Raw genomic sequence first — 23,154 nt, 5'->3', positions numbered from 1 at the left:
CTGCGCATGATGCCCGGCGCATCAAGTCAGGGCAATTGCAGCAGGCTTTAGGACGATAGCGGCCTTGCTCCCCGGCGCAGACTCCAGGCGATCGCCAGCCAGCAAGGTATGGCAAACAGCAGCCAGGGCTGATTCTGCTGCACGACGCCGGGCATCAGATGTAGCGAGAGGGCGATAAGGATGGCCAGCAGTTGCAGCAGCCATAGCGCTTCGATGAAACGCGACGGCGCGATGCCGCGGCGCGCGCGCCATATAGCGGGCAGCATGATGAGCGCCAATGGATTGAAGAAAAGCAGGTTGGCGTTGGCCCATGCGGAGTGATGGGTGGTGAGGGTCCACAGACCGATCAGCAGCAGGCCGACCAGTCCGGCCGCGATGAGGTAGGTTGACGTAAGTAATGCGTAGCCGATGGGCGACCATCGCCGGGCGGCGCGCATGCATGCCGCAAGAATAAGCCCGGCCGCGGCGAGCGGCAGTCGCAGGTCGGGCGGGTTCACCGGCGGCACGTCCAATCGGTTGGGTGAGACCAGCTGTTCGCTTTGCACCAGCGGTTTGAATCCGCCCGAGCCGTTGTCGATTCGTACGTGATTCAACTGTTGCTGCAGCACCATCGGCAGAAAGCTTTCCTGCCAGGCGTTGAGCGGTTGGTCGGCGTAGGGGCCCAGTCCCAGGTCGAGCACCAGCATCAGCCACGGCTGCGCGCTCATCAGTCGCGCCGTTTGCTGCCGATACGTCATGCCGGCGGGCTGCGTGGTCAGCTGTTTCTTCAGAGCGCCGCCGAGAATTTTGTCCAGCGCGTCGCGCACGCGCGTGGTGCAGTTGTCGGCGTAGTAGTCGTAGGCGTAGCCGGCATTTTCCAGGCGCAGATTCCACAGCAGAAAATCCCGCAGTGCGGTGGCCTGCTGTGGCGATAGCGCCAGGTGCTGGCGTGTCACCGAACGGCCGTCCTGCATGTAGCTGGCCTGTTCGGGCGCGCTGTATTCCGCGTCCATCAAGTAGTGCATGCGGCCGCGGGCGAAGTTGATGAAGAAGTTCGATTCGTTGAAATCGAATACGCCGTAGTTGAAGTCGACCGACTCGCCGGAGACGCTGTCGCGCACTTCGATGGCATCGTGGCCGAAGCGTTCCCAGTAGGTTTCGCCCGGGCCATAGGTGATCAGCGAGACCTCAAGATTGGCGCCCGGTGCGTTGGCCACGCTGGCACCGGCGCTGGATATGCCGATCAGCAGCAAAAGCACGACGAGCAGCAGGCGATGGATGGAGTGCATGTAGGGAAGGCCGGTGCAGAATGGATCGGGCGGTGTCGCTCGAATGGCGGGACACGGTTTGTGACTTTGTACCGATGCGGCGAAGCGGCTCGATGGATGGAATCGACTCGGACAGCTGTCTGAAAGTATCGCTGCTGCCCGGCCACTTCGCTACGCCTCGGGCGAACGACGATGCTTGAGTGTCGACGAGTTCAGACGCCGCGGCCACCTTCAACGTCGCACTCGCAGAGCGAAGTGCTGCACGGATAGCCCCGCAGCGCCTCGCCTTGCTTCAGTCCTTGCCTTGTTTCACCACGCGGAAGGCCTGCACGCGGCGATCGTCCGCTTCGGTAACGTGGAAGAGGTACGCGCCGATCACTACTTCCTCGCCCACTTCCGGCAAATGGCCGAACTCGGAGGTGACCATGCCGCCGACGGTGTCGTATTCCTCGTCGGAGAAATCGGCGCCGGTGTTTTCGTTGAAATCGGCGATCGGCGTCAGTGCGCTGACGATCCAGTCGCCGCCGGGCTGTTCGTGCATCAGCTCGGGCTCGTCGTCGTCGTGCTCGTCGTCGATTTCGCCGACGATTTGCTCGAGCACGTCTTCGATGGTGATGAGTCCGGCCACGCCGCCGTATTCGTCCATCACCACGGCCATATGGTTGCGGGTGAGGCGGAACTCGGCCAGCAGCACGTTGAGCCGCATCGATTCGGGAATCAGCACGGCCGGGCGCAGAATGGCCATGATGTCGAACTGGCTGGTGTCGCCAAAGGATTTCAGCAGATCCTTGGCCAGCAGGATGCCGAGGATGTCGTCCTTGTCTTCGCCGTGCACGGGGAAGCGCGAATGGCCCGACTCGACGACCACGGTCAGCATGTCCGACAGCGACGATTCGGCCGACAGCATCACGATCTGGGCGCGCGGCACCATCACATCGTCGACGCTCAGCTCGGTGACCTTGATGGCACCCTCGACCATGGTCAGGGTGTCGGCGGAAAGCAGCCCGTTGGTCTGAGCGGCGCGCAATTCCTCGATCAGTTCGACGCGGTTGCGTGGCTCGCCGGAAAACATGTGGCCCAGTCGGTCCCACCAACTACGGTGCGCCGGGCCGCTGGTACTGCCAGGGTCGTCGTTCATTTATCGCGTGGGTGCTGCCCGCAAGCGGGACGGTGAATCGAGTTTAACGGAAAATTCGTGACGATTCAGCGCAGTGGCATTGAGGTGCGCTCGGCGCCGGTCGATGTCGCCGGCCGCCATATTCGCTCACTGGTAAGGATCGGCGATGCCCAGGCCAGCGAGAATGCGCGTCTCCAATGCTTCCATCGCCTCGGCCTCGCGGTTCCTGATGTGGTCGTAACCGAGCAGATGCAGTACGCCGTGGACGGTCATGTGTGCCCAATGATCGCGCGGCCGCTTGCCCTGCTCCAGGGCTTCGTGCAGCACCACGGGTGCACAAATGGCGAGGTCGCCCAACAGCGGCAGCTTGAGTTGCGGCGGTAGCTCGGCGGGGAAGGACAGCACGTTGGTCGCGTAATCCTTGCCGCGATAGTCGCGATTGAGCGCGCGACCCTCGTCGGCATCCACCAGACGGATCGCCACTTCGGCAGACTTGCGGTATCTCGCGCCACGCAGCGCGGCCTCGACCCACTGCCGAAAACTGTTGGCCGCAGGCAGTCCCGACCGCGGCAGGGCGTAACCGACGGTGATACGGTTGGGCGGCGTCGTTGGCTTGGACATACGGTTTTCCGCCAGCCGCGTTAACTGGCGCCGATCGGCTTGGCGCCGTTCGACATCGAATCGCCTTTGGCGGCATTCCGATCCGTGCTCCCGGCCTCTTCTTCGAACGCTTCATAGGCACGCACGATCTTCGCCACCAGCGGATGACGCACCACATCGCGCGAGGTGAAAAAGGTGAAGCTGATGCCGTTGACGTCGCGCAGCACTTCGGTGGCCTGACGCAGGCCGGAGCGCACGTGGCGGGGCAGGTCGACCTGGGTCACGTCGCCGGTGATCACGGCGACGGTGCCGAAGCCGATACGGGTCAGAAACATCTTCATCTGCTCGACGGTGGTGTTCTGCGCTTCGTCGAGAATCACGTAGGAATCGTTGAGCGTGCGGCCGCGCATATACGCCAGCGGGGCGATCTCGATCACGTTGCGCTCGATCAGCTTGGCGACCTTTTCGAAGCCGAGCATTTCGTACAGCGCGTCGTACAGCGGGCGCAGATACGGGTCGACTTTCTGCGACAGATCGCCGGGCAGGAAGCCGAGCTTTTCGCCGGCTTCCACCGCCGGACGCACCAGCAGCAGGCGCTGCACGCGATTGGCTTCCAGCGCCTCGACCGCGCTGGCCACGGCCAGATAGGTCTTGCCGGTGCCGGCCGGGCCGATGCCGAAGTTGATGTCGTGGGTGGCGATCGCGTGCAGGTAGCGCGCCTGGTTGGCGCCGCGTCCCTTGATGACGCCGCGCTTCACGCGGATGGCAACTTCCTGCGTGCTCTCGGCCGCCGCATCGGTGATGACGTCGATGCCGGATTCGGCCAGATGCAGATGCACCTTGGCGCCGTTCAACGATTCGTCTTCGGTCACCACGTACAGCGCGCGAAGTACTTTTTCAGCGGCCCGCGTCACTGCCGTTTCGCCCAGCACCTGAAAAATATTGCCGCGATGGTTGATCTCTACGCCCAGGCGCAGCTCGATCTGCCGCAGGTGTTCGTCGAACGGCCCGCACAGGTTGGCAAGGCGCGCATTGTCTTCGGGATCGAGGACGAAATCGTTCTGGTCGATGCTGCGGTTTGCGCTTGGGCTGGTCATAGTTCTCGGTGCATCACATAAACGTCGGTAGGTCCGTGCCCCGCATGACGAAAGGCTCCGGGTACCTGGCCGACAATCTGGAAACCGTGGCGCTGCCATAGGCGCACGGCGGTGGTGTTGGTGGAAACCACGAAGTTGAACTGCATCGCAGTGAAGCCGGCGCAGCGAGCCTGCGCCATCGAATGCTCGCACATCGCGCTGGCGATGCCCTGGCCGCGTGCGCTGGGTGCCACCATATAACCGGCATTGGCCACATGGTTGCCGAGGCCAGGCTGATTCGGTTTCAGCAGATAAGCGCCGAGCACGTCGTCGCCGCGTTCGGCCACAAAGCAACGGCTGGGCGGCGAGGTCCACGCATCGCGGGCCTCTTCAAACCGCATGTCGGGCGGATAACTGTACGTATCGCCGCCCGCAATCACCTGCTGAAACAGCGGCCAGACGCGCACAAATTCGTCGGCACCGATTTCCCGCAGCACGAGGTTTTGCGTCACGAAGCCAGCGCGACCGGCGCGTCGATGGCGGGCTCGTCCAGCACAATCCGACCGCGCAGCGAATTGCTCATCGCGTCGGTGATCAGCACGTCGACGAACTGGCCGATCAGTCGCGGATGGCCGGCAAAGTTGACGAAGCGCATGTTTTCGGTGCGGCCGGTCAGCTCGCTCGGATCGCGCGTGCTCGGCTTTTCCACCAGCACGCGCTGCACGCTGCCTATCATCGCGGCGCTGATCTTTTTGGCGTTGTCGTTGAGCGTGGCCTGCAGGCGCATCAGGCGCGCGTGCTTTTCCGCCGCGGGCGTCTCGTCGGCGAGATTCGCCGCCGGCGTGCCGGGGCGCGAGGAGAAGATAAACGAGAAGCTCTGGTCGAAGCCGACGTCGTCGATCAGCTTCATGGTCTTGTCGAAATCCTCGGCGGTTTCGCCGGGAAAGCCGACGATGAAATCGGACGACACGCAGATGTCCGGCCGCACCGCGCGCAGCTTGCGGATCTTCTGCTTGAACTCCAACGCGGTGTAGCCGCGCTTCATCGCGCTGAGGATGCGATCGGAGCCGGCCTGCACCGGCAGATGCAGGTAATTGGCCAGCTGCGGCACGTTGGCGTAGGCCTCGATCAGCGAGTCGGAAAACTCCAGCGGATGCGAGGTGGTGAAGCGGATGCGACCGATGCCGTCGATCTGCGCGATGGCGTGGATCAGCACGGACAGGTCGGCCACGCTGCCGTCATGGGTCGGGCCGCGATAGGCGTTGACGTTCTGGCCGAGCAGGTTCACTTCGCGCACGCCCTGGGCGGCGAGCTGGGCGACCTCGACCAGCACGTCGTCGAACGGACGGCTGATTTCTTCGCCGCGGGTGTAGGGCACAACGCAGTAGCTGCAGTACTTCGAGCAGCCTTCCATAATCGAGACGAAGGCAGTCGGGCCGTCGGCACGCGGCTCGGGCAGATTGTCGAACTTTTCGATCTCGGGGAAGCTGATGTCCACCTGCGGCCGGCCGGTGGCGCGCTGCTTCTCGATCAGTTCGGGCAGGCGGTGCAGGGTCTGCGGACCGAAGACCAGGTCGACATACGGCGCGCGCTTGACGATGGCGTCGCCCTCCTGCGAAGCCACGCAGCCACCCACACCGATCAGCACCGGTTTGCCGTCCTTCTTGTGCTGCTTCCAGCGGCCGAGCTGGCTGAAGACTTTTTCCTGCGCCTTCTCGCGGATCGAGCAGGTGTTGATCAGGATGACATCCGCTTCGGACTCGTCCTGGGTCAATTCCATGCCATGCGACGCCTTGAGCACGTCGGCCATCTTGGCCGAGTCGTACTCGTTCATCTGACAACCGTGGGTCTTGATGAAGAGCTTCATTGAAGCTGGCTTGCCGCTCATGACTGGTGATTTACCGTGGTTCGTATAACGAAGTCGACGGCCGCGAAACTTTTTGCCATCGCGACGCCGCCGCAATGCGGCATCGAACCGCGCAGTTTACGCCACCGTGGGCCCCCTCGCCAGTGAACCGGCCGCGCGCTGATGGCGGGCGGCCAAGCTATAGCGCACTCAGAAGTCGACGCTGGCCGACAGCTTGATCGTGCGCGAAGCACCCTCGGTCAGGTAGCCGCCCAAGGCTGATGCCCAGTAGTTGCTGTTGCCGATATTCAGCACTGCGGCGCGGAACGTCACCTGGCGACCGTCAATGGCGGTGACGTAGCTGGCGCCCGCGTCGACCCGCGTCCAGGCGGGGATACGCAAGGTATTGGCCAGGTCGACATATTCACCGCCGGTGCGGGTCACGCCCAGGTTCAACCCCAGGCCCGTGGTGCCAGGCACCGCCCAGTCCACGCCGGCGTTGTATTGCCACTTCGGTACGCCGACCGCGGTGTTGCCGTTGTCGAGGCCACCGGCCGTCTGGGTCAGCTTGGCGTCGATGTAGCTCGCGCCGCCGATCAATTTCAATCCGCTCACCGGCTCGCCGTAGATGCTCCATTCCGCGCCGCGATTGCGCTGTTCGCCGGCAATGCTGAAAACGCGCGTCACGCCATCGGTGATGCCGCTGGGTTGCTTGATCTGGAACAGGCTGAAGGTGCTGCCGAACGTGCCCTGGTCGTACTTGATACCGGTTTCGAGCTGCTTCGACTTGTACGGCGCAAACACTTGGCCGACATTGGCCGAGCCGATCGGTGCTTCGGGTCCCTGCGACAAGCCCTGGATGGAGTTGGCGAACAGCGAGAAGTTCGGGTTGAGCTTCACCACCAGGCCGAGCACCGGCGAGGTGGCGATCTTGCGATAGTCCGCGGTCTGCACGCCGGTGGTGTAGGCATAGCCCAGGGTTTGCAGGGTCTGCCGGCGCGCACCGAGGGTCAGCAGTACCTGATCGTCGGCAAAGCCCAGCGTGTCGGACAGCGCCAGGCTGTGCAGCTTGGTGCGGCCGGTCACCACCGGATCGCCGCCGCTGAAGGTGGTTGGCGGGTACGGCATGGCCACATAGTTGTAGAGGTTGGTCGGCGAGGACGCGGAGAAGGTATAGCTGACGGTCTTTTTCTGGTTCAACGCGGAGACGCCCAGGTTGATCTTCTGGCTGACCGGGCCGGTGTCGAATGTCCAGTTGAGGCCGGCTTCGCCGCTCTGCGCGTCGTTTTGATACGGCACACCCAGTCGGTAGATCGAACCGTTGCCGCTGCCGTCCACGGTGGGCGACGCGTATTCGCCGTTTTCGTTGGAATGATCGGCGCCGACGGCGACATAGCCGGTCAGGTTGGGCAGGAAATCGTACTCGGCGCGGACCAGGCCGTAGGTATCTTCCAGGCTGGAGTAGCTCCAGGGCTGGGCGTAATTCGCGCTCGCCGGCGGCGGCTTGGGCACGCCGTCGCCGCTGAGATAGACCACGCTGCGGCCCTCATCGATGCGCTGAAGCTGATGGCTCACGTCGGCCTTTATGCGGAACTTGTCGCCGCGGTAATCGAACGCGATGGACTGCTCGTTCGACTTGCGGCTCTCGCGGTCGATCGAGGTATCGCCATCACGCCCGCCCAGATTGACGCGGATGCCGTACTCGTCGTTCGTGCCAAAGCGTCGGCTGACATCGAACTGGGCGCCGGCTTGGCTGTCGCTGCCGTAGTCGACCGTGGCGCGCGTCAGCGGCGCGTCCAACGCCCATTTCGGCTCCACGTTGATCGAGCCGCCGATGCCGCTGCCGCCGGGCGATACGCCGTAGAGAAACGCACTGGCGCCACGCAGCACGTCGAGCCGGCCGATCGCGTCGGCGTCGACCATCTGTCGCGGGATGATGCCGTAGAGGCCGCCAAAGGTGATGTCATCGCCGTTGAGAGGAAAGCCGCGCAGCACGAAGGTCTCGGCGAAATTGCCGAAGCCGTCGGCGACGCGCACCGCCGGATCGTCGGCCACCACATCGGCAATGGTGTACGCCTGATGGCTGGCGATGTAGTTCTCGGTATAGCTGGTCATCGCGAACGGCGTACTCATCACATCCTGTTCGCCCAGCACGCCCAGATTGCCGCGGCGGGCGATGTCGCCACCGCCGAAGGTCGGCAAGCCGACGCCCTGCACATTCACCGTGTCCATCGTTTGCGCCTTGCGAGGCTCCTTGGCGCTGCTCGTATCGCTGTTGCCGTTGCCATCGAAGGGCTGGGTTTGCGCGTGCGCGGCAAAGCTGCCGGCCAGTGCCACGGCCAGCAGGCAGGGCAGAGCGGCGCGGCGCAGGCCTACAGAATGATGGCTTGCAACCTGCCGCTTGGTCGAAGTGTTCATGACGTTCCTCAAAACAGCGTGGGTGATAGAAAAGAGATCAGGGCGAACAGGCTCGCCGCGCCGGCGATGAAGGCCAGCCAGCGCGCGAAGCGGGGGCGATACGGTTGCAGCAGCACCCAGGCGATGGCGGCCAGCATCCAGCTCGCACACCAGTCGACGCTGCCGATGTCCCAGCCGCGCCAGTGCACGCTGATGACCCAGGCAGCCAGCATCGTGAGCCAGCCGCCGAGGCGTAAAAGGCGGCTGCGGCGAACGGATGCTTCGGCGCCGAAGTGCTGGCGGTGGTGACGCGCCACGGCGAGGCACAGCAGGGCCCAGCTCGAATAATTCAACGCCAGCAAGATCAGCCATAGCGTCATGCAGATTTTTCCCGCGGGCGTGCGGCGTGCGAGGACGCTGAAGCAGCGCCGATGCGTGCATCGCGCCGGACTTTTTTGCGCTGACGCGTGTTGAGCCAGGCCAGCCAGGCAAAGCCGAGGCCCACGGCTAGAGCGGTGGCATCGACGCCAGCGAGAACCCAATCGTGATCGACGGTGCTGGCAAGCAGGCTGCTGCGCGGTTCGGTCAGCGCATTCAACAGCGGCAGGGCAAGCAGCAAGGCGGCCGTCATGCCGAACAGCTCGCGCCACGGCTTGCCGCGGCGCAGGCGCAGCACGGCCCATATCGTGGCGAGCAGCCACACGGCGTAAAAGCTCTGCGCTTCCCAGCTGGCCCGAACGGCCAGATTGCCGGGGAGCAGGCGGTTCGCCCATAGCAGGGCGACGCTTGCCAGCGGCATGCCGGCGATCACGGCGATGTTGAGTGCGCGCACCAGCCCGTAGCCGGAGCGCAGGCCGGCGGCCTCCGCTTTCCGCTGGCGCTTTTCGATCCAGACCTGCGCCGCGGTGGCAAGCATCACGCAGCCGGTGGCGCCGAGCAGAAAGTACAGCCAGCGAATCGCCGCGCCGCCAAACTGTACGCGATGCAGTCCGCTCAGGAATTGGTAGGTGCGATAGGCGGCCGGTGGACTCTCGCTTTCACCGCGGAAGTGGCCATCGGTGCCGTCGTAGATCAGATTGCGGCGGCCGCCAGCGACCTCATCGTTGCCGGCTGCCAGCGCGCTGATCGTGATAGACGCATCGTGGACATGCTCGATCTCCAGATACTGCGCCGGGCCACCAAGGCGTTGCACAGCGTCGTGGAGAACCTTGTTCAGCGACGCCACCCGGCTTGGCAGTCGGTGTTGCTCGACCGGATGCGGTGTGCTGGACAGCGCTGCGTAGTACGCAGCTAAGTCACCGTGATAGCCGATCTGTACGCCGGCGGTCATGTAGGTAGACATCATGATGATCACCCCGGTGTAGGCGATCATCAGATGAAACGGCAGGCCCAGTACGCCGGTGAGGTTGTGTCCGTCCAGCCACGCACGCTGACCGCCGGCCTGCGGTCGGAACACAAAAAAATCCTTGAACACACGGCGATGGATGATCACGCCGCTGACCAACGCCAGCAGCATCAGCATGCCGGCCAGTCCAACCAGATACACGCCAGGCGTGCCAGCCTGCAGGTTGTAATGCAGGACGAAAAAGAAATTACCGCCGACGGTCGGCGGGATCCGCGTTCCGTCGCGCGGATTGAGGGCGACGTCGATAGTCGTTTTGCCCGGTTCGAAGACCAAGCCGTGAATCGACGGATCGCGCGCGCTTGGGGGCCTGAGATAAAACGTCTCGGCATGCGGTGCCATCTCGCGCAAGGTGGTCGCGGCGGCATCCATGGCGATCGGTCCCGGTGCGAGCTGGTGCAGCGCCGGACGCATCCAGTAGTCCAGCTCTTTGTCGAAGCAGGCCAGCGTGCCACCGAGGAAAATCGCAAACAGCACCCAGCTCACGATCAGCCCGGCCCAGGTATGCAGCCACGCCATCGATTGTACGAAGCTGCCCCTCACCGACGCGCGCTCACGGACGCATGCCGTAGTCGCGCCAGGTCATGGCGAGTACCATCATCACGGCGCCTGCGACGAGCAACGTCCACCAGCCGCGCCACGCGCTGCGTGCAGCGAACACCCAGATCGCCACCGCGGTCCACACCACGAAGCTGAGCAGGCTGGCAGTCACCGCGCGGTTGATTCGGCTCATCGGCAGCACGACGGTCAGCAGGGCGGCGCTGGCGTACGCAACCAGATAGCCACCGAACAAGGCGGCGGCGGTTCTCGACGCCACGGCCCATCGAAAGCGTGCGGTTGTCGACTGGCGTCGTTTCAGGTGGCCATGAGGTATTTCGGACATGCATCAATTCGGCAGGTGAGAAGGTTTTCTGGGTTGGCGTCTTGCAAGCGCTATGCGCGCGACGCGCGGCAACCGGCCTGACACGGAAGCGGTAGAGATGACGTGGCGTAGGCGCGGCTGCGATGGGGTTTCCTTACGGCGAACATTCGAACGCAAGCGCATTGCTGCGCGGCTCATCGGGCGTTACCTGGGAAGCCTGTCGGCTATTAAATAGTTATTACGAATGATTCGCAATAACTATTTTGCATGGCGCCGGTCGCGACTTGGCTTGCCCGAGACCTTTCGTCAGACTCGCTGCCATGAATGCTGTCGTCCACCGAGACGAGCGCTGTGGCGCTCGATCCCGCTCCCATCGCTGGTTTGCCGCCGCCTTGATCGGCTTTTTGCTGTGGACGGGCGGCTGTTTTTTTCGGCAGGCATTCTCGCTGGCGCACGCGGGCTCGCTGTACCGCTGCACCGGTGTCAACGGAGAGACTGTTTTCAGCAGCAGCACGGCGGGCTATCGCGGCTGCAAGAGGATCGCCACTTTTGCATCGGCGCCTCCAGCCACGCGGCCCAAAATACGAAATCTGCCGAGCTCGCTGAACCTGGTCAGCGGTTCCGTCACAACATCGGCTCGGAGCATGGCGGCCAATGGCGCCGATGCCGTTTCGCTCGATCGGGTGGTTGCTGGAGTCGAATTCGCAGGTGGTGCCGCTGGCGACAGCACGGCACAACGCGTCTCACTCGACGGTATGCAGGGATCGGTGCAAACCACGGCGAAGCTATTGCTGGCGCCCGTACCCAACGCGGTTGTCGACGCTGTCGCTGCCATCCAGCCCGGTTATCACGAATCGAAAGAGGCCGTGACGCCGCTTCTTGAGATCGATAAAAACGGAAACCGGGTTCGACGCGGTTCGACGTATCGCGTCGTGCGCGCCGACGGCGTGGTGGAATACACCAATGTGCCGCCGGTGCACCTGAAGGGCAACGCGGTCACGATGCTCTTCAGCTATACCGAAATTGAAACCTGCATGGCCTGCAATCTGCATTCGCCGATTCACTGGGGCAGCACGGCACTCAACCTGACCGCCTATGCCGACGTGATTCGCGCGGCGAGCCTCGAATACGGCGTGGACGAAGCGTTTCTGCGCGCCATCATCCATGCCGAAAGCGCGTTCAACCCGCGCGCGCTGTCGATCAAGGGCGCGCAGGGGCTGATGCAGCTGATGCCGGCCACCGCCAGCGACATGGGCGTGCTGGATGCCTTCGATACCAGCCAGAACATTCGCGGCGGCGCGCGCTATCTCGGCCTGCTGCTGCACGACTTCAACGGCAACGAGCAACTGGCCGCGGCGGCTTACAACGCAGGTCCCGGCGCCGTGGTGCGCTACAGCGGTGTGCCGCCGTATGCCGAAACGCAGGTCTATGTCGAACGTGTGGGCACGTTGCGCAAACGCTACGGTGCGGCGATCCATCCGCCGCTCACCTCGTCGAACGGGTCTGGTTGAGCGATGCTCTACTGGAGTGCTCTGTGCGCTTCGGCAGGAAAGCTCAGTTGGTCACCACCGGCGCGGCGTTCGTCATCGCTGGTCGCTGAGTCAGGGTCACATCGAGATGGAACGGGCTGCCGTTGCGCAGGCCCGCCACCTCGACCTTGCTGCCGGGCTTGATGGCGGCCTCGCGCCGGCGCAGGTCGGCCGGATCGAGAATGTCATCGCTGCCGATTTTCAGCAGGATGTCGCGGGGTTGGATGCCCGCCTGGGCAGCCGGACCGCCGGGTGTGACGTCGGTGACCTGTACACCGCGCGCCGCCGACGGCAGGCCGCTGTCGGCAGCGACCGGCACAAAGGCGTAGTTGGCGCCCATCCAGCCGCGTACCACGTGGCCGCTGGCGATGATCTGATCCAACACCTTCTGCGCGGTAGCGACCGGGATGGCGAAGCCGATGCCCTCGGCACCGGCGGCCTTGCCGATGAGCAAGGTGTTGATGCCGATCAGCTCGCCCTTGGTATTGATCAGCGCGCCGCCGGAGTTGCCCAGGTTGATCGCCGCATCGGTCTGGATGAAGTCCTCGGCGCTGGAGCTGTTGAGCTGGCGGCCGACTGCGCTGACGATGCCCATGGTCACCGTCTGATTGAGGCCCAGCGGATTGCCGATCGCCAGCGCCACGTCGCCGGCACGCAACTGCTGCGTATCGGCCAATTGGATCACCGGCAGGTTGCTGGCATCGATCTTCAGCACGGCCAGATCGGTTTCCTCGTCCGCGCCGACCAGGGTCGCTTTGGCAATGCGGCCGTCGTAGAGCAGCACCTGGATATCGGCCGCTTCGGCGATCACATGGTTGTTGGTCAGCACGTAGCCCTGGCCCTGCGCGCTGACGATGACGCCCGAACCCAGCGTCTGCTCGCGATGCTGATACGTGGTGGGCATGCCGCCGAACAGCTGCTGCAGCACCGGATTGCTGTACATTTTCAGCGCCTGCTCGGTAACGATCTTGTTGGCGTAGATGTTCACCACCGAGGGCGCGGCTGCCGCCACCGCGTCGGCGTAGGAAACCGGTGCGCTGCTAGGAGGCGCGGCCAGGCTGGCCGGTTCCGTCACATGGGCTGCAGGCAGGCCGAAGCGCGCGCGCAGACGCTCGCCGCTGGCCGGCCAGAACAGCCCGATCACAAACGCTACGGCCAGCCCCAGGACAACAAAGCGGGCGATGAAGGCGAGCGTGCCGGCGGCATGTTTCATGTCGAAAAGAGATTCCCGGCGGGTCGTGGCGAATGTTCACGGCGGATCGACGTCGCCGGGTATGCGGTTTTATTGTATGGGTGATGGCCTGACGCTACACTAACGCGATTTTTGAGGGGTCCCAAACCCCAACCTTGAACACTCCGGAGAGCCTGATGGCGAATGAAGTTGTGGACCACGGCCGCCGCCGTTTCCTGACAGCAGCCACTGCGGTGGTCGGGGGTGTCGGGGTGGTTTCGGTAGCCGTGCCCTTCATCAAGTCATGGGAGCCCAGCGCGCGAGCCAAGGCCGCAGGTGCTCCGGTCACCCAGTCGCTCGCCAAGATCGAGAGCGGTCAGCAGCTCATCGTCGGCTGGCGCAGCCTGCCGGTATTCATCGTCAATCGCACCAAGGATCAGCTAGCCACGCTGCCCACGCAGGACTCGCGCCTGGTCGATCCCAAGTCCGACGGCGCCTCGGCGCAGCAGCAGCCCAAGTACGCGCAGAATGAAGCCCGCTCGATCAAGCCGGAATGGCTGGTGATGGTCGGCATCTGCACGCACCTCGGCTGCGTCCCCGGCTACGTCGGCGAAATGAAGCCCGAGCCGTTCGATCCGAACTGGAAAGGCGGCTACTACTGCCCGTGCCATCACTCGCGTTACGACATGGCCGGCCGCGTTTATCAGGGCGTGCCCGCGCCGAAGAACATGCAGATTCCGCCGTATCATTTCATCGACGATACGACGATCCAGATTGGCGTCGACCCGAAGGGGGCCGCGTAATGGCCAACGTATTGAGCAATATCGGCGACTGGGTCGGCGAGCGCGCGCCTGGGCTTGCACCGTTCTACCGCAAGCACATGAGCGAGTACTACGCGCCGAAGAATTTCAATCTCTGGTACTACTTCGGTGTGCTGGCGATGGTGGTGCTGGTCAACCAGATCCTCACCGGCATCTTCCTCACGATGAACTACAACCCGAGCGCGGCGGGTGCGTTCGACTCGGTGCAGTACATCATGCGCGACGTCGAGTGGGGCTGGCTGATCCGCTACATGCATTCCACCGGCGCGTCGCTGTTCTTCGTGGTGGTGTTTCTGCACATGTTCCGCGGCCTGATGTACGGCTCGTACAAACGGCCGCGCGAGATGGTCTGGCTGCTCGGCATGCTGATCTTTCTGGTGCTGATGGCCGAGGCCTTCATGGGCTACGTGCTGCCGTGGGGCAACATGTCGTTCTGGGGCGCCAAGGTGATCATCTCGCTGTTCGGCACGATTCCCTTTATCGGCAACACGCTGGTCGAGTGGATCATGGGCGACTTCCTGCCGGCCGACTCCACCCTCAACCGCTTCTTTGCGCTGCACGTGATCGCGCTGCCGATCGTGCTGCTGCTGCTGGTGGTGCTGCACATCTTTGCGCTGCACGAAGTCGGTTCGAACAATCCCGATGGCGTCGACATCAAGCACGGACCGAAAGGCAATCGTTGGGATGCGAACAAGCCGGCCGACGGTGTGCCGTTCCATCCGTATTACACGGTGCACGATCTGGTCGGCATCGGCTTCCTGCTGCTGATCGCCGCCTTCATCATCTTTTTTGCGCCGACCTTCGGTGGCTGGTTCCTCGAGCACGACAACTCGATCATGGCCAACAACCTGGTCACTCCGGCCGAAATCAAGCCCGTCTGGTACTTCACGCCGTTCTACGCGATCGTGCGGATGGTGCCGTCGTTCTTCGGCAGCGCCGTGTGGGGCGTGCTGGCGATGTTCGGCGCCATCGCCGTGCTGTTCTTCCTGCCCTGGTTCGATCGTGGCCAGGTGCGCTCGATCCGCTATCGCGGCACCGGATACAAGGTAGCGCTCGGCCTGTTCGTCGTGGCGTTTCTGGGTTTGGGCGCGGTGGGTACCGGCATCACGGCGGAGGTGATTCCGAAGTGGTTCGGCAACGTGGATCTGACCACCTGGGAAAACCTGTTCGGTCGCCTGATGACGATCATCTACTTCGGCTTCTTCCCGTTCCTGTGGGCGTATACGCACTTCGGCTGGGAAAAGACCAAGCCGGTGCCGGAGCGGGTGACCGGGCATGACTAATTCTACGATTCTCATCAAACGGCGGCCTCTGATGAATCAGCGGTATTTCACCAAGCGGCTCCTGTGCGTGCTTGCCCTGGCGCTGGGGCTGCTGGCGGGCAGCGCGGTGCAGGCCGCGGAAGAGCCGGAGCTGATGTCGTCCGGCGCCAGCGTGCGCGATCAGGCGTCGCTGCAGCGTGGCGCCAAGATGTTCTTCAACTACTGCGTCGGCTGCCACTCGCTGAAATACGTGCGCTACTCGCGCATCGCCCAGGATCTGAATCTGTCCGAGCAGGACGTGATGCAGAACCTCAACTTCACCGGCGGCAAGTTCGACGATCAGGTTATCTCGCACATGCCGGCCGATATGGCGACCAAGTGGTTCGGCAAGGCACCGCCGGATCTCTCGCTGGAAGTCAGCGCCAAGGGCGAGGACTGGGTCTACACCTACCTCAACTCGTTTTACCTCGACCCGCACAGCCCGATCGGCTGGAACAACACCGTGCTGCCCAACGCCGCGATGCCGTTTCCGCTGGCCGAGTTGCAAGGCCTGCAGACGGCGACGATGAAGCCGGGCACCACCGATGTGGTGGAAAAGCTGGAGATATCACACCCGGGCACGATGACGCCGGCGCAGTACCAGCAGTCGATGCGCGATCTGACCAGCTTCCTGCAGTACGCCTCCGAGCCCGCCGCGCTGCAGCGCGAGCACTACGGCATCTGGGTCCTGCTGTTCCTGGCTGTCTTTACCTTCCTGGCCTATTTGCTCAACAAGGAATACTGGAAAGACGTCCATTAAACGTCCATTACACCCGGATGTGCATCATCCGATTGCGGCGGCCACGGGCCGCCGTCGTCGTCTCACCGATAGGGAAACGCGCATGGTTCAGAGCGCTCGCTCGCGCAACGTATTGACGTTGTACACCACCGCCGACGACATTCAATGTCATCGGGCAAGGCTCGTGCTGGCCGCCAAGGGCGTCAGCTACGAACGTGTGATCGTGGATCACGCCAATCCCCCGGAAGATCTGATCGATCTCAATCCCTATGTCACGACGCCCACACTGGTCGATCGTGATCTCACGCTGTTCGACACGTCGGTCGTTTGCGAGTACCTCGACGAACGCTACCCGCATCCGCCGCTGATGCCGATCGATCCGTTGTCGCGCGCGCGCATTCGCGTGGCTGCCGTGCGCATCGAAAAAGACTGGCTTACCGAAGTGGACTCGATCCGTGCCGGCGGTCGTCCGGCCGATGCCGCGCGCAAACGCCTGCGCGAACATCTGCTGGCCAGCTTGCCGCTGTTCAAGGCGGCCAAATTCTTCTTGAATCCGGAAATGAGTCTGGTCGACTGCCTGGTCGCGCCGGTGATCTGGCGCCTGCCATGGCTGGACGTGGATCTGGGGCGCGAAGGCAAACCGATCATCGATTACGGCGAACGTTTGTTCCACAGTCAGGGTTTTGCGCGCAGCATGACCGAACAGGAAAAAGCCATGCGCCCACTCCCAGAGCAGGCATGATGAGCAAGAACGAACCTACCTCGATGAGTTCGAATCGGCCGTATCTTTTGCGGGCGATCTACGACTGGATCAGCGACAACGACCTCACACCCTACGTGCTGGTCGACGCCTCTATCGAGGGCGTTCGCGTGCCGCCGCAGGTGATCAAGAATGGGCAGGTCGTGTTAAACCTGGCTATGCGCGCGGTGGCCAATCTGGATCTGGGCAACGAGTGGATCAGCTTCTCGGCCCGTTTTTCCGGTGTCAGTCAGACGATCAATATCCCGGTGCAGGCGGTGCTGGCGCTGTATGCCCAGGAAAACGGGCAGGGCATGATGTTTCCGGCCGAGGAAGGTGGCGACAATCCGCCACCGGACGTCCCCGATGACGCACCGCCCGCACCCAGCGCGGAGCAGGGCGACAAGCCCAAGCGCGGCGCGCCGCATCTGCGGGTGGTCAAGTAACCGTTCTTCTGGATCGCCGCGGTGAGGGGTGATGCCGACGCGATCGGTTGTTGCAAAGGGGATCGCCGCGAACTCCGCTGCGATCCACGCTAGTGAAGCGGTGCGTCCGGCGGTCGACGCCCCGGATGCAACTGCACGACGTTGCTTGATGCCTTGGCCTTGACCAACGCTTCGGCCACGATCGATTCGGCCGAGGCCAGCTGGATTGTCGGCAGGCTGAGCCCGCTTACGGTGCTGCCGATCATCCACAGTCGCCCCTGTTCGCGATCGTCGCCGTCGATGCTGACGTCGAACGAGTAGCCGCGTTCGATCCTGCGAAGACCGTCCATGCGGCGGATGCGCACGGCGCGCAGGCCGACGCTTTCATCGAGCAGCTGCAGTCCGTGCCGCTCGCATTGCCGCCGAGCCTCGCTCATGGCGCGCTCGCGCGCCGAGGTGAGTTTCAGCCACAGCACCACGGCGGCACAGAGCACCAGCAACAGCAGCATATCTTCGATGTCGCTCATGCCCGCAGTGTGTGGGCATGCCTGCTTGCACGCAATAGCCGGGCGTCAGTCCAGCCGCAGTCTCAGCGACAGGTCCACCGCGCGAACGTGTTTGGTGAGGGCACCGACGGAAATGAAATCCACGCCGGTCCCGGCGAACGCCGCAATCGTTTCCAGATCGACATTGCCGGACACTTCGAGCGGTACGCGGCCGGCGGTGAGCGCGACGGCTTCTGTCATCAGCGGCAGCGAAAAGTTGTCCAGCATGATTCGATCCACGCCGGCGTCGATGGCCTGCGCCAGCTCATCGAGATTTTCCACTTCGACTTCCAGCATCAGCGTCGGATGCAGACGACGTCCGGCCTCAACTGCGGCCGCGATGCCGCCGGCCGCGATGATGTGGTTCTCTTTGACAAGGATGGCATCGTACAAACCCATCCGCTGGTTGTGGCCGCCGCCGCAGCGCACCGCGTACTTCTGCGCCAGGCGCATGCCCGGTACGGTTTTGCGAGTATCCAGCAGTCGGGTGTTGGTGCCCTGCACGGCGGCCACGTATCTGGCCGTCTGAGTCGCCGTACCCGACAGCAGCTGCAGAAAATTCAGCGCCGTGCGTTCGGCGCTGACCAGCGCGCGTGCGCGTCCACTCAGTCGGCAGATCACCGTGCCGGGTTCGACACGGTGACCGTCGGCCGTATGCCAGTGGATGCTGACGTCGGGGTCCATCCGGCGGAAGCACGCCTCGAACCAGGGAATGCCGGCAACGACGGCGCTTTCGCGACAGGTCAGTTCGGCCTGCGCACGGCCCTGCGCCGGCAACAGCTCGGCGGTGGCATCGCCGGAGCCGAGATCTTCGGCGAAGGCGCGTTCGATGTCGTCGGAAATCTGTGCGGCAGTGGGCGCGTCAAACAAGGGTGCGAAACTCATCAGGCATCCGGAGCGATAGGATTTTCAGGCTGACTCAGACGAGTGACGATCGAGCTCATTGCCCGGTCGAACAGCGCGTTGGCAGCTAGCACGGTGGCCTTGCCATCGGCCAGCAGCACCGCCAGCTCTTCCGGCGCATAGTCCGCCACTTTCAGGCCGCGACGATTGACGAACAGGTAACGGCCCGTCATCGGACTGATCCATGACAGCTTGGCGCGCGCCATGGCCTGATCGATATGGCTGAATTCCAGCCAGGTCCCCGGCTGCAACGCCTGCACCTGTTGCCACTCGGGACTGTCCAGCGGTACCATTGCTGGTTCCGGGTCGCGGCTGTTTTCGCGGCCCGCATCCTGCCCGGCCATCGGCTGAATCGTGTCGGGCATGCTCAGCATCGCGGCGTCTTCCGTGACAGAAGCCGCGTCGTCGTCGCCTGCCTCGCCGAGTTGCTGGCGATAGTAGGCATGCAGCTGGCCAAGCAACCGCTCGATGTCCTGCTCCTGAAAAGCCACGTTGGCCAGACCGAGGCGCAAGGCGCGTTCGATGTTAGGCAGCGTCTGGCGCAGCAGATGCCGGTCTTCGGCGCTCTTTATCGGACGCGTGCTGGCGATAAGATCGTCGATAAAATGCAGCGCGCTGCGAAATTCGTTCGAGGCCTCGCCGTGGCGCAGCAAGGTCAGTACCAAATGGTTGGCCCAGGCGCGCGCAAGAATGCCGTGCAACAGCGGCGGCAGTTGATGCTGTCCTATGCGATCGACGATTTCGCGCGCGGCGCGTCGACGTGCCAGTTCGAGCTTTTCGCGCCCGCGTGTGGATTCGGCCACGCGCTGTTCAGCCAGCTCCGAGCGGCGCTTGTTGATGTCGTGGAACTGCTGCAGGTCGACCAGCAGCCGCTCGAAGATGCTCAGGTCGTCGTCGAATTCGTGCAGCAGTTTTTCGACGATGACTTTTACTTTTTCATACAGCCGGCGATCGCGGTCGGACTCGTCCGACCAGCCCTTGGCCTGTTCGGCCAAGCCGTCGAGCAGGCGGCGCGCCGGATGCTGACGATGAGCGAACATCTTGCGGTCGAGAATCGCGGCCTTGAGGTAGGGAATCTGCAGGCGTGCCAGCAGCACTTGCATCTGCACTGGCAGGTTGCGATCTTCCAGAATGAATTCGAACAGCATGCCGACCAGATCGATCGTATCTTCATCGATGGTGGCCACATGGCTGGGCCGTTCGCCGCGCAGCGCGCCGATCTGGTTCAGCAGCTGCGATTTCAGTTGCTGGACTTCGCGGCTCAGATCGGCTGCATCGCGATCGGAGCCCGTTGCGGCCTGCGGCAGCGGGCCGGCGCTGGCGATCTGATTCTGCAAAACGCTGAGTGCGCCGAGCAGTTCGTGCGCCGACGGCAGCGGTCCGGAGGACAAGGCGCGGCCGCTGCCTATGCTGCCGCCGACTGCGCCAGCGTAGCCAGATGCAGAACCGGCCGATGTCGGCGCACGGCGTGCGCTGAACAGGGCGTGCAAGGTCTGCAGCAGGTCGTTCGGGATGTCGCCGGACTCCGCCCCCGCGACCGCTCGCACCACCGCATCGTCGTCCACCGATTTCGACAAGCTGGCGCTACTCGCGGCCGGCGTACGGACCACTTGGTGGTGAAGCTGCGGCAGCACGCCGGCTTCGATCAACTCGTCGTTGATCTCCTGGTAGAGCTCTTCCAGCGACGACAGCACATACCGATCGAAGAGCTTGTAGATGATCAGCTTGACGCGCATGTCCGCGGTGAGTTCACGCAGCGCCTGGCGAAACGCCTGGGACAGGATGGCTGGCGCGACTGGATTGCTGGCGTCGTCGATTTTATGGCCGCCGCAGATCACCGACAGCCGTTGGTTCACCGCAAACAGGTCGCGCGCGAGGCGCGAATCGTTTTTGCTGATCATGCTGGTGATAGCCAGCGATTCTTCCAGCTCGTTGTCCGCTACCAGCGTCAGTTCCGCGTTGCCGCCGATACCGACTGAAGTCGTCGCCGGGGACGGCGACTTTGGATGGGTCAGCTCGCCCAGTTCGCGGTTAATCGCGGCCAGAAAGTTGCGCTCCACCAGCGGGCGGCGCTTGCGCACGTCGCGCATGCCGTCGAAGTAGTGCATCTGGGCGGCGTTGTTTTCGGCTTTTTCGGCCAGGTCGAACAGCGCATCGTCGACATGCTCGAACGCGTTGCCCACCCACTGTTGCAGACGCCGGTTGGCGATGCCGCGAACCGCGTTCAGCAACTGGCCGACTCGCTCGCTGGTAGGGTCCAGGCGCGGGCCGAGGTCGACTACTTTCGAGAGGTCATTGACTTCTTTCATCGCCACGCCTTGGTATTGCGACACGCGGTGAGAGTCGAATGGCCCGCACGAGCCTGACAATAAGCGAGGCTGGGGGGCATGTCATGCATAGTTATATCGGAACTGAGAACTGCGACACGAACGGTTCAGGCGGCCGCCGGAAAGTCGGTCAGTTGGGTAGTGCCGATGCCTTCCTCGGGCAGCATGACCGGAATGCCGTCCTCGATGCGGTAGATCACCTTGCGATCGGTGGTGATCAGGGCTTCGGCGATCTTCTCGCGGACCGGAGCGCCGGCAACCGTATTGACCATGCTGGCGGCCACGGCGCCGTTGAGCGCATCGAGTTCGTGCTTGCTCAACGGTCGAACCGGGGTCTTGCTGACCGGGCAGCACAAAATGTCGAGCAGACGCTTGTCCATGGCGGGTTCGCTGGGTATGCCGTAGCTGGAGAAAGCAAGTACGATAACCGTTTTTGGACGGCTCGGCCATGACATCGACAACCAATCCGCTGCGCGTCGGCGTGGTGATGGGCTCGCGCTCGGACTGGGAAACCATGCAGCACGCGGTAGGCGTGCTGGAAGAACTGGGCGTGCCGCACGAGGTGCGCGTGGTCTCGGCGCATCGCACGCCGGATCTGTTGTTTCGCTATGCCGAAGAAGCCGTTGGCCGAGGTCTGCACGTCATCATTGCCGGTGCCGGCGGCGCGGCGCATCTGCCGGGCATGCTGGCGGCCAAGACGCGGCTGCCGGTGCTGGGCGTGCCGGTGCAGTCCAAGGCGCTCAGCGGCATGGACTCCCTGCTGTCGATTGCGCAGATGCCGGCCGGCATTCCGGTGGGGACCCTGGCGATTGGCCGCGCTGGTGCGGTCAATGCGGGCCTGCTGGCCGTTTCCATGCTGGCTCTGCACGATGCCGAACTCGCGACGGCGCTCGACGCCTGGCGCGCCAGGCAGACGCAGGCCGTGCTCGATCAGCCGGACCCGCGTCAATGAGCGATCGTAAGCAACCGGTGCTCGGCGTGCTGGGCGGCGGCCAGCTGGCGCGCATGTTGGCTATCGCCGCGGCGCCGCTTGGCATCAAGACTTTGGCGGTCGATGGCGCCAGCGATGCCTGTGCGGGACAGGTCGCGCCGCTGGTGGTCGCCGAATGGACCGACTACGCCGCGCTGGAGGCGTTTGCGGGTCAAGTCGACGCGGTCACTTTCGATTTCGAAAACGTGCCGGCCGAAACCGCGCGCAGGCTGGTCGAGCGAGTGGCCGTGCATCCCTCGCCGCAGGCGTTGGCGATCGCGCAGGATCGCCTGGCCGAGAAGACCCTGTTTCGCGAATGCGGCCTGCCGACGCCCGAGTTCATGGCCGTCGACACCCGCGAGGATCTCGCTCGGGCGCTGACGACCATCGGCGCGCCGGCCATCCTCAAGACGCGTCGGCTCGGCTACGACGGCAAGGGCCAGTTCCGACTCAAAACCGTCGACGACGCCGATGCGGCATGGGCTGCACTGGGTGAGCAGGCGGCTACGCTTGGATTGATTCTGGAAGCGTTCGTGCCGTTCGAGCGCGAGCTGTCGGTGATTGCCGTACGCGGGAGAGACGGCGATTTCCGCATCTGGCCGCTGACGCAGAACTGGCATGTCGACGGTGTGCTGTCGATGAGTCTGGCGCCGGCCCCGACGATCAGCGAGCTGCAGCAGCGCGCCACGGCGCTGGCAAAAACGCTGGCCGAGCGGCTGGACTACGTCGGCGTGTTTGCGCTCGAGCTGTTTGTCAAAGACGGTGAGCTTCTCGGCAACGAAATGGCGCCGCGGGTGCACAACTCCGGTCACTGGACCATCGAGGGCGCGCATACCAGCCAGTTCGAGAACCATGTGCGCGCCGTGCTCGGTCTGCCGCTGGGCGATACCGGTGCGCGTGGCGTATCGACGATGTTCAATTGGATCGGCGATCTGCCTGATGCAGCGCCCGTTTTGCGCGCCATCGACGGGCACTGGCACGACTACGGCAAGCAGGCACGGCCGGGACGCAAGGTTGGGCACGCCACACTGTGTGCGCCGGATGCAAAAGAGCTGGCTACACGATTGACGGAACTGGCCGATGCACTCGACCGCGGCGAGCAGGCGGGTCCGGTGGTGAAAGCGCTTCGCTGAGCCC

The 23,154-nt window shown here is 63.7% G+C and carries 23 protein-coding genes; 8 read left to right on the top strand and 15 right to left on the bottom strand.

All coding sequences use genetic code 11. The features are described from left to right. Positions 1 to 47: 47 nt before the first annotated feature. The 10 genes from HDE78_RS04935 to HDE78_RS04890 form a co-directional block, all read right to left on the bottom strand. On the bottom strand, positions 48 to 1,268 hold the full coding sequence (locus tag HDE78_RS04935) for a DUF4105 domain-containing protein (RefSeq protein WP_179477405.1): 1,221 nt from the start codon (positions 1,266 to 1,268) through the stop codon (positions 48 to 50). Positions 1,269 to 1,539: 271 nt separating this feature from the next. Then, positions 1,540 to 2,385 carry a transporter associated domain-containing protein gene (locus HDE78_RS04930; protein ID WP_179477404.1) on the bottom strand — a complete coding sequence of 282 codons (846 nt, stop codon included), beginning with the start codon at positions 2,383 to 2,385 and terminating at the stop codon, positions 1,540 to 1,542. A 126-nt stretch (positions 2,386 to 2,511) separates the two neighbouring features. Further along, a complete protein-coding gene (ybeY, locus tag HDE78_RS04925; protein ID WP_179477403.1) occupies positions 2,512 to 2,985 on the bottom strand; it encodes an rRNA maturation RNase YbeY in 474 nt (157 codons plus the stop codon). A 20-nt stretch (positions 2,986 to 3,005) separates the two neighbouring features. After that, entirely contained in the window at positions 3,006 to 4,061 is a 1,056-nt protein-coding gene (locus tag HDE78_RS04920; RefSeq protein ID WP_179477402.1) for a PhoH family protein, read from the bottom strand. Continuing rightward, positions 4,058 to 4,552 carry a GNAT family N-acetyltransferase gene (locus HDE78_RS04915; RefSeq protein ID WP_179477401.1) on the bottom strand — a complete coding sequence of 165 codons (495 nt, stop codon included), beginning with the start codon at positions 4,550 to 4,552 and terminating at the stop codon, positions 4,058 to 4,060. Before HDE78_RS04915 ends, HDE78_RS04920 begins: the two co-directional genes overlap by 4 nt. Continuing rightward, entirely contained in the window at positions 4,549 to 5,907 is a 1,359-nt protein-coding gene (gene miaB, locus HDE78_RS04910) for a tRNA (N6-isopentenyl adenosine(37)-C2)-methylthiotransferase MiaB (RefSeq protein WP_255457631.1), read from the bottom strand. Before miaB ends, HDE78_RS04915 begins: the two co-directional genes overlap by 4 nt. A 189-nt stretch (positions 5,908 to 6,096) precedes the next feature. Next, positions 6,097 to 8,304, bottom strand: coding sequence for a TonB-dependent siderophore receptor (locus tag HDE78_RS04905; RefSeq protein ID WP_179477399.1), 2,208 nt, complete (start codon positions 8,302 to 8,304; stop codon positions 6,097 to 6,099). An 8-nt stretch (positions 8,305 to 8,312) separates the two neighbouring features. After that, the gene (locus tag HDE78_RS04900) at positions 8,313 to 8,663 is read right to left on the bottom strand and encodes a DUF3325 domain-containing protein (RefSeq protein ID WP_179477398.1); all 351 of its coding nucleotides are present in this window, start codon (positions 8,661 to 8,663) and stop codon (positions 8,313 to 8,315) included. Next, on the bottom strand, positions 8,660 to 10,204 hold the full coding sequence (locus tag HDE78_RS04895) for a PepSY-associated TM helix domain-containing protein (protein ID WP_179477397.1): 1,545 nt from the start codon (positions 10,202 to 10,204) through the stop codon (positions 8,660 to 8,662). The genes HDE78_RS04900 and HDE78_RS04895 overlap by 4 nt, the downstream gene beginning before the upstream one ends. Positions 10,205 to 10,238: 34 nt before the next feature. After that, positions 10,239 to 10,568 carry a hypothetical protein gene (locus HDE78_RS04890; RefSeq protein ID WP_179477396.1) on the bottom strand — a complete coding sequence of 110 codons (330 nt, stop codon included), beginning with the start codon at positions 10,566 to 10,568 and terminating at the stop codon, positions 10,239 to 10,241. Between the two features lie 623 nt (positions 10,569 to 11,191). On the opposite strand from HDE78_RS04890, the gene HDE78_RS04885 reads away from it, so the two are divergent. Next, positions 11,192 to 12,058: a lytic transglycosylase domain-containing protein gene (locus HDE78_RS04885; protein ID WP_255457630.1), complete on the top strand. Its 867-nt coding sequence runs from the start codon at positions 11,192 to 11,194 to the stop codon at positions 12,056 to 12,058. Between the two features lie 43 nt (positions 12,059 to 12,101). Here the strand turns inward: HDE78_RS04885 and HDE78_RS04880 are convergent, their stop codons facing one another. Next, on the bottom strand, positions 12,102 to 13,289 hold the full coding sequence (locus HDE78_RS04880; protein WP_179477394.1) for a trypsin-like peptidase domain-containing protein: 1,188 nt from the start codon (positions 13,287 to 13,289) through the stop codon (positions 12,102 to 12,104). Between the two features lie 155 nt (positions 13,290 to 13,444). On the opposite strand from HDE78_RS04880, the gene petA reads away from it, so the two are divergent. The 5 genes from petA (at position 13,445) to HDE78_RS04855 (ending at position 17,293) form a co-directional block, all read left to right on the top strand. Further along, positions 13,445 to 14,050 (top strand): ubiquinol-cytochrome c reductase iron-sulfur subunit, encoded by a 606-nt coding sequence (petA, locus tag HDE78_RS04875; RefSeq protein WP_179477393.1) that lies wholly within the window; start codon positions 13,445 to 13,447, stop codon positions 14,048 to 14,050. Then, the gene (locus tag HDE78_RS04870) at positions 14,050 to 15,351 is read left to right on the top strand and encodes a cytochrome bc complex cytochrome b subunit (protein WP_179477392.1); all 1,302 of its coding nucleotides are present in this window, start codon (positions 14,050 to 14,052) and stop codon (positions 15,349 to 15,351) included. The genes petA and HDE78_RS04870 overlap by 1 nt, the downstream gene beginning before the upstream one ends. A 31-nt stretch (positions 15,352 to 15,382) precedes the next feature. Continuing rightward, complete coding sequence (locus tag HDE78_RS04865) at positions 15,383 to 16,129, top strand: cytochrome c1 (protein ID WP_179477391.1); 747 nt, start codon at positions 15,383 to 15,385, stop codon at positions 16,127 to 16,129. An 82-nt stretch (positions 16,130 to 16,211) separates the two neighbouring features. Then, positions 16,212 to 16,850, top strand: a complete 639-nt coding sequence (locus tag HDE78_RS04860) for a glutathione S-transferase N-terminal domain-containing protein (protein WP_179477390.1) — start codon at positions 16,212 to 16,214, stop codon at positions 16,848 to 16,850. After that, entirely contained in the window at positions 16,850 to 17,293 is a 444-nt protein-coding gene (locus tag HDE78_RS04855; protein ID WP_255457629.1) for a ClpXP protease specificity-enhancing factor, read from the top strand. The genes HDE78_RS04860 and HDE78_RS04855 overlap by 1 nt, the downstream gene beginning before the upstream one ends. 89 nt (positions 17,294 to 17,382) lie before the next feature. Here the strand turns inward: HDE78_RS04855 and HDE78_RS04850 are convergent, their stop codons facing one another. The 4 genes from HDE78_RS04850 to HDE78_RS04835 all read right to left on the bottom strand — a co-directional run bounded on the left by HDE78_RS04850 (position 17,383) and on the right by HDE78_RS04835 (position 21,427). Next, complete coding sequence (locus HDE78_RS04850; RefSeq protein WP_179477389.1) at positions 17,383 to 17,799, bottom strand: DUF3301 domain-containing protein; 417 nt, start codon at positions 17,797 to 17,799, stop codon at positions 17,383 to 17,385. Between the two features lie 45 nt (positions 17,800 to 17,844). Beyond that, a complete protein-coding gene (gene nadC, locus HDE78_RS04845) occupies positions 17,845 to 18,702 on the bottom strand; it encodes a carboxylating nicotinate-nucleotide diphosphorylase (RefSeq protein WP_179477388.1) in 858 nt (285 codons plus the stop codon). After that, positions 18,702 to 21,029 carry a DUF1631 domain-containing protein gene (locus HDE78_RS04840; RefSeq protein ID WP_179477387.1) on the bottom strand — a complete coding sequence of 776 codons (2,328 nt, stop codon included), beginning with the start codon at positions 21,027 to 21,029 and terminating at the stop codon, positions 18,702 to 18,704. The genes nadC and HDE78_RS04840 overlap by 1 nt, the downstream gene beginning before the upstream one ends. A 125-nt stretch (positions 21,030 to 21,154) precedes the next feature. Next, the gene (locus tag HDE78_RS04835) at positions 21,155 to 21,427 is read right to left on the bottom strand and encodes a Trm112 family protein (protein ID WP_179477386.1); all 273 of its coding nucleotides are present in this window, start codon (positions 21,425 to 21,427) and stop codon (positions 21,155 to 21,157) included. A 68-nt stretch (positions 21,428 to 21,495) separates the two neighbouring features. Here HDE78_RS04835 and purE point away from each other — a divergent pair, with 68 nt between their 5' ends. After that, a complete protein-coding gene (purE, locus tag HDE78_RS04830; RefSeq protein ID WP_179477385.1) occupies positions 21,496 to 21,999 on the top strand; it encodes a 5-(carboxyamino)imidazole ribonucleotide mutase in 504 nt (167 codons plus the stop codon). Continuing rightward, complete coding sequence (locus HDE78_RS04825) at positions 21,996 to 23,150, top strand: 5-(carboxyamino)imidazole ribonucleotide synthase (protein ID WP_179477384.1); 1,155 nt, start codon at positions 21,996 to 21,998, stop codon at positions 23,148 to 23,150. Before purE ends, HDE78_RS04825 begins: the two co-directional genes overlap by 4 nt. Positions 23,151 to 23,154 lie beyond the last annotated feature (4 nt).

Origin of the sequence: Rhodanobacter sp. K2T2 (assembly GCF_013408815.1) — a bacterium.
In the GTDB taxonomy this organism is placed as follows: Bacteria; Pseudomonadota; Gammaproteobacteria; order Xanthomonadales; family Rhodanobacteraceae; genus Rhodanobacter.
Note: the sequence above shows the minus strand (reverse complement) of the source record. Positions and strands in the feature narration are given on the sequence as shown.

Bases quoted from the DNA above. Each gene is read 5' to 3' on its own strand.
- HDE78_RS04935 (WP_179477405.1), bottom strand. From the start codon at position 1,268: ATGCACTCCATCCATCGCCTGCTGCTCGTCGTGCTTTTGCTGCTGATC.
- HDE78_RS04930 (WP_179477404.1), bottom strand. From the start codon at position 2,385: ATGAACGACGACCCTGGCAGTACCAGCGGCCCGGCGCACCGTAGTTGG.
- ybeY (WP_179477403.1), bottom strand. From the start codon at position 2,985: ATGTCCAAGCCAACGACGCCGCCCAACCGTATCACCGTCGGTTACGCC.
- HDE78_RS04920 (WP_179477402.1), bottom strand. From the start codon at position 4,061: ATGACCAGCCCAAGCGCAAACCGCAGCATCGACCAGAACGATTTCGTC.
- miaB (WP_255457631.1), bottom strand. From the start codon at position 5,907: ATGAAGCTCTTCATCAAGACCCACGGTTGTCAGATGAACGAGTACGAC.
- HDE78_RS04905 (WP_179477399.1), bottom strand. From the start codon at position 8,304: ATGAACACTTCGACCAAGCGGCAGGTTGCAAGCCATCATTCTGTAGGC.
- HDE78_RS04900 (WP_179477398.1), bottom strand. From the start codon at position 8,663: ATGACGCTATGGCTGATCTTGCTGGCGTTGAATTATTCGAGCTGGGCC.
- HDE78_RS04895 (WP_179477397.1), bottom strand. From the start codon at position 10,204: ATGGCGTGGCTGCATACCTGGGCCGGGCTGATCGTGAGCTGGGTGCTG.
- HDE78_RS04890 (WP_179477396.1), bottom strand. From the start codon at position 10,568: ATGTCCGAAATACCTCATGGCCACCTGAAACGACGCCAGTCGACAACC.
- HDE78_RS04885 (WP_255457630.1), top strand. From the start codon at position 11,192: ATGGCGGCCAATGGCGCCGATGCCGTTTCGCTCGATCGGGTGGTTGCT.
- HDE78_RS04880 (WP_179477394.1), bottom strand. From the start codon at position 13,289: ATGAAACATGCCGCCGGCACGCTCGCCTTCATCGCCCGCTTTGTTGTC.
- petA (WP_179477393.1), top strand. From the start codon at position 13,445: ATGGCGAATGAAGTTGTGGACCACGGCCGCCGCCGTTTCCTGACAGCA.
- HDE78_RS04870 (WP_179477392.1), top strand. From the start codon at position 14,050: ATGGCCAACGTATTGAGCAATATCGGCGACTGGGTCGGCGAGCGCGCG.
- HDE78_RS04865 (WP_179477391.1), top strand. From the start codon at position 15,383: ATGAATCAGCGGTATTTCACCAAGCGGCTCCTGTGCGTGCTTGCCCTG.
- HDE78_RS04860 (WP_179477390.1), top strand. From the start codon at position 16,212: ATGGTTCAGAGCGCTCGCTCGCGCAACGTATTGACGTTGTACACCACC.
- HDE78_RS04855 (WP_255457629.1), top strand. From the start codon at position 16,850: ATGAGCAAGAACGAACCTACCTCGATGAGTTCGAATCGGCCGTATCTT.
- HDE78_RS04850 (WP_179477389.1), bottom strand. From the start codon at position 17,799: ATGAGCGACATCGAAGATATGCTGCTGTTGCTGGTGCTCTGTGCCGCC.
- nadC (WP_179477388.1), bottom strand. From the start codon at position 18,702: ATGAGTTTCGCACCCTTGTTTGACGCGCCCACTGCCGCACAGATTTCC.
- HDE78_RS04840 (WP_179477387.1), bottom strand. From the start codon at position 21,029: ATGAAAGAAGTCAATGACCTCTCGAAAGTAGTCGACCTCGGCCCGCGC.
- HDE78_RS04835 (WP_179477386.1), bottom strand. From the start codon at position 21,427: ATGGACAAGCGTCTGCTCGACATTTTGTGCTGCCCGGTCAGCAAGACC.
- purE (WP_179477385.1), top strand. From the start codon at position 21,496: ATGACATCGACAACCAATCCGCTGCGCGTCGGCGTGGTGATGGGCTCG.
- HDE78_RS04825 (WP_179477384.1), top strand. From the start codon at position 21,996: ATGAGCGATCGTAAGCAACCGGTGCTCGGCGTGCTGGGCGGCGGCCAG.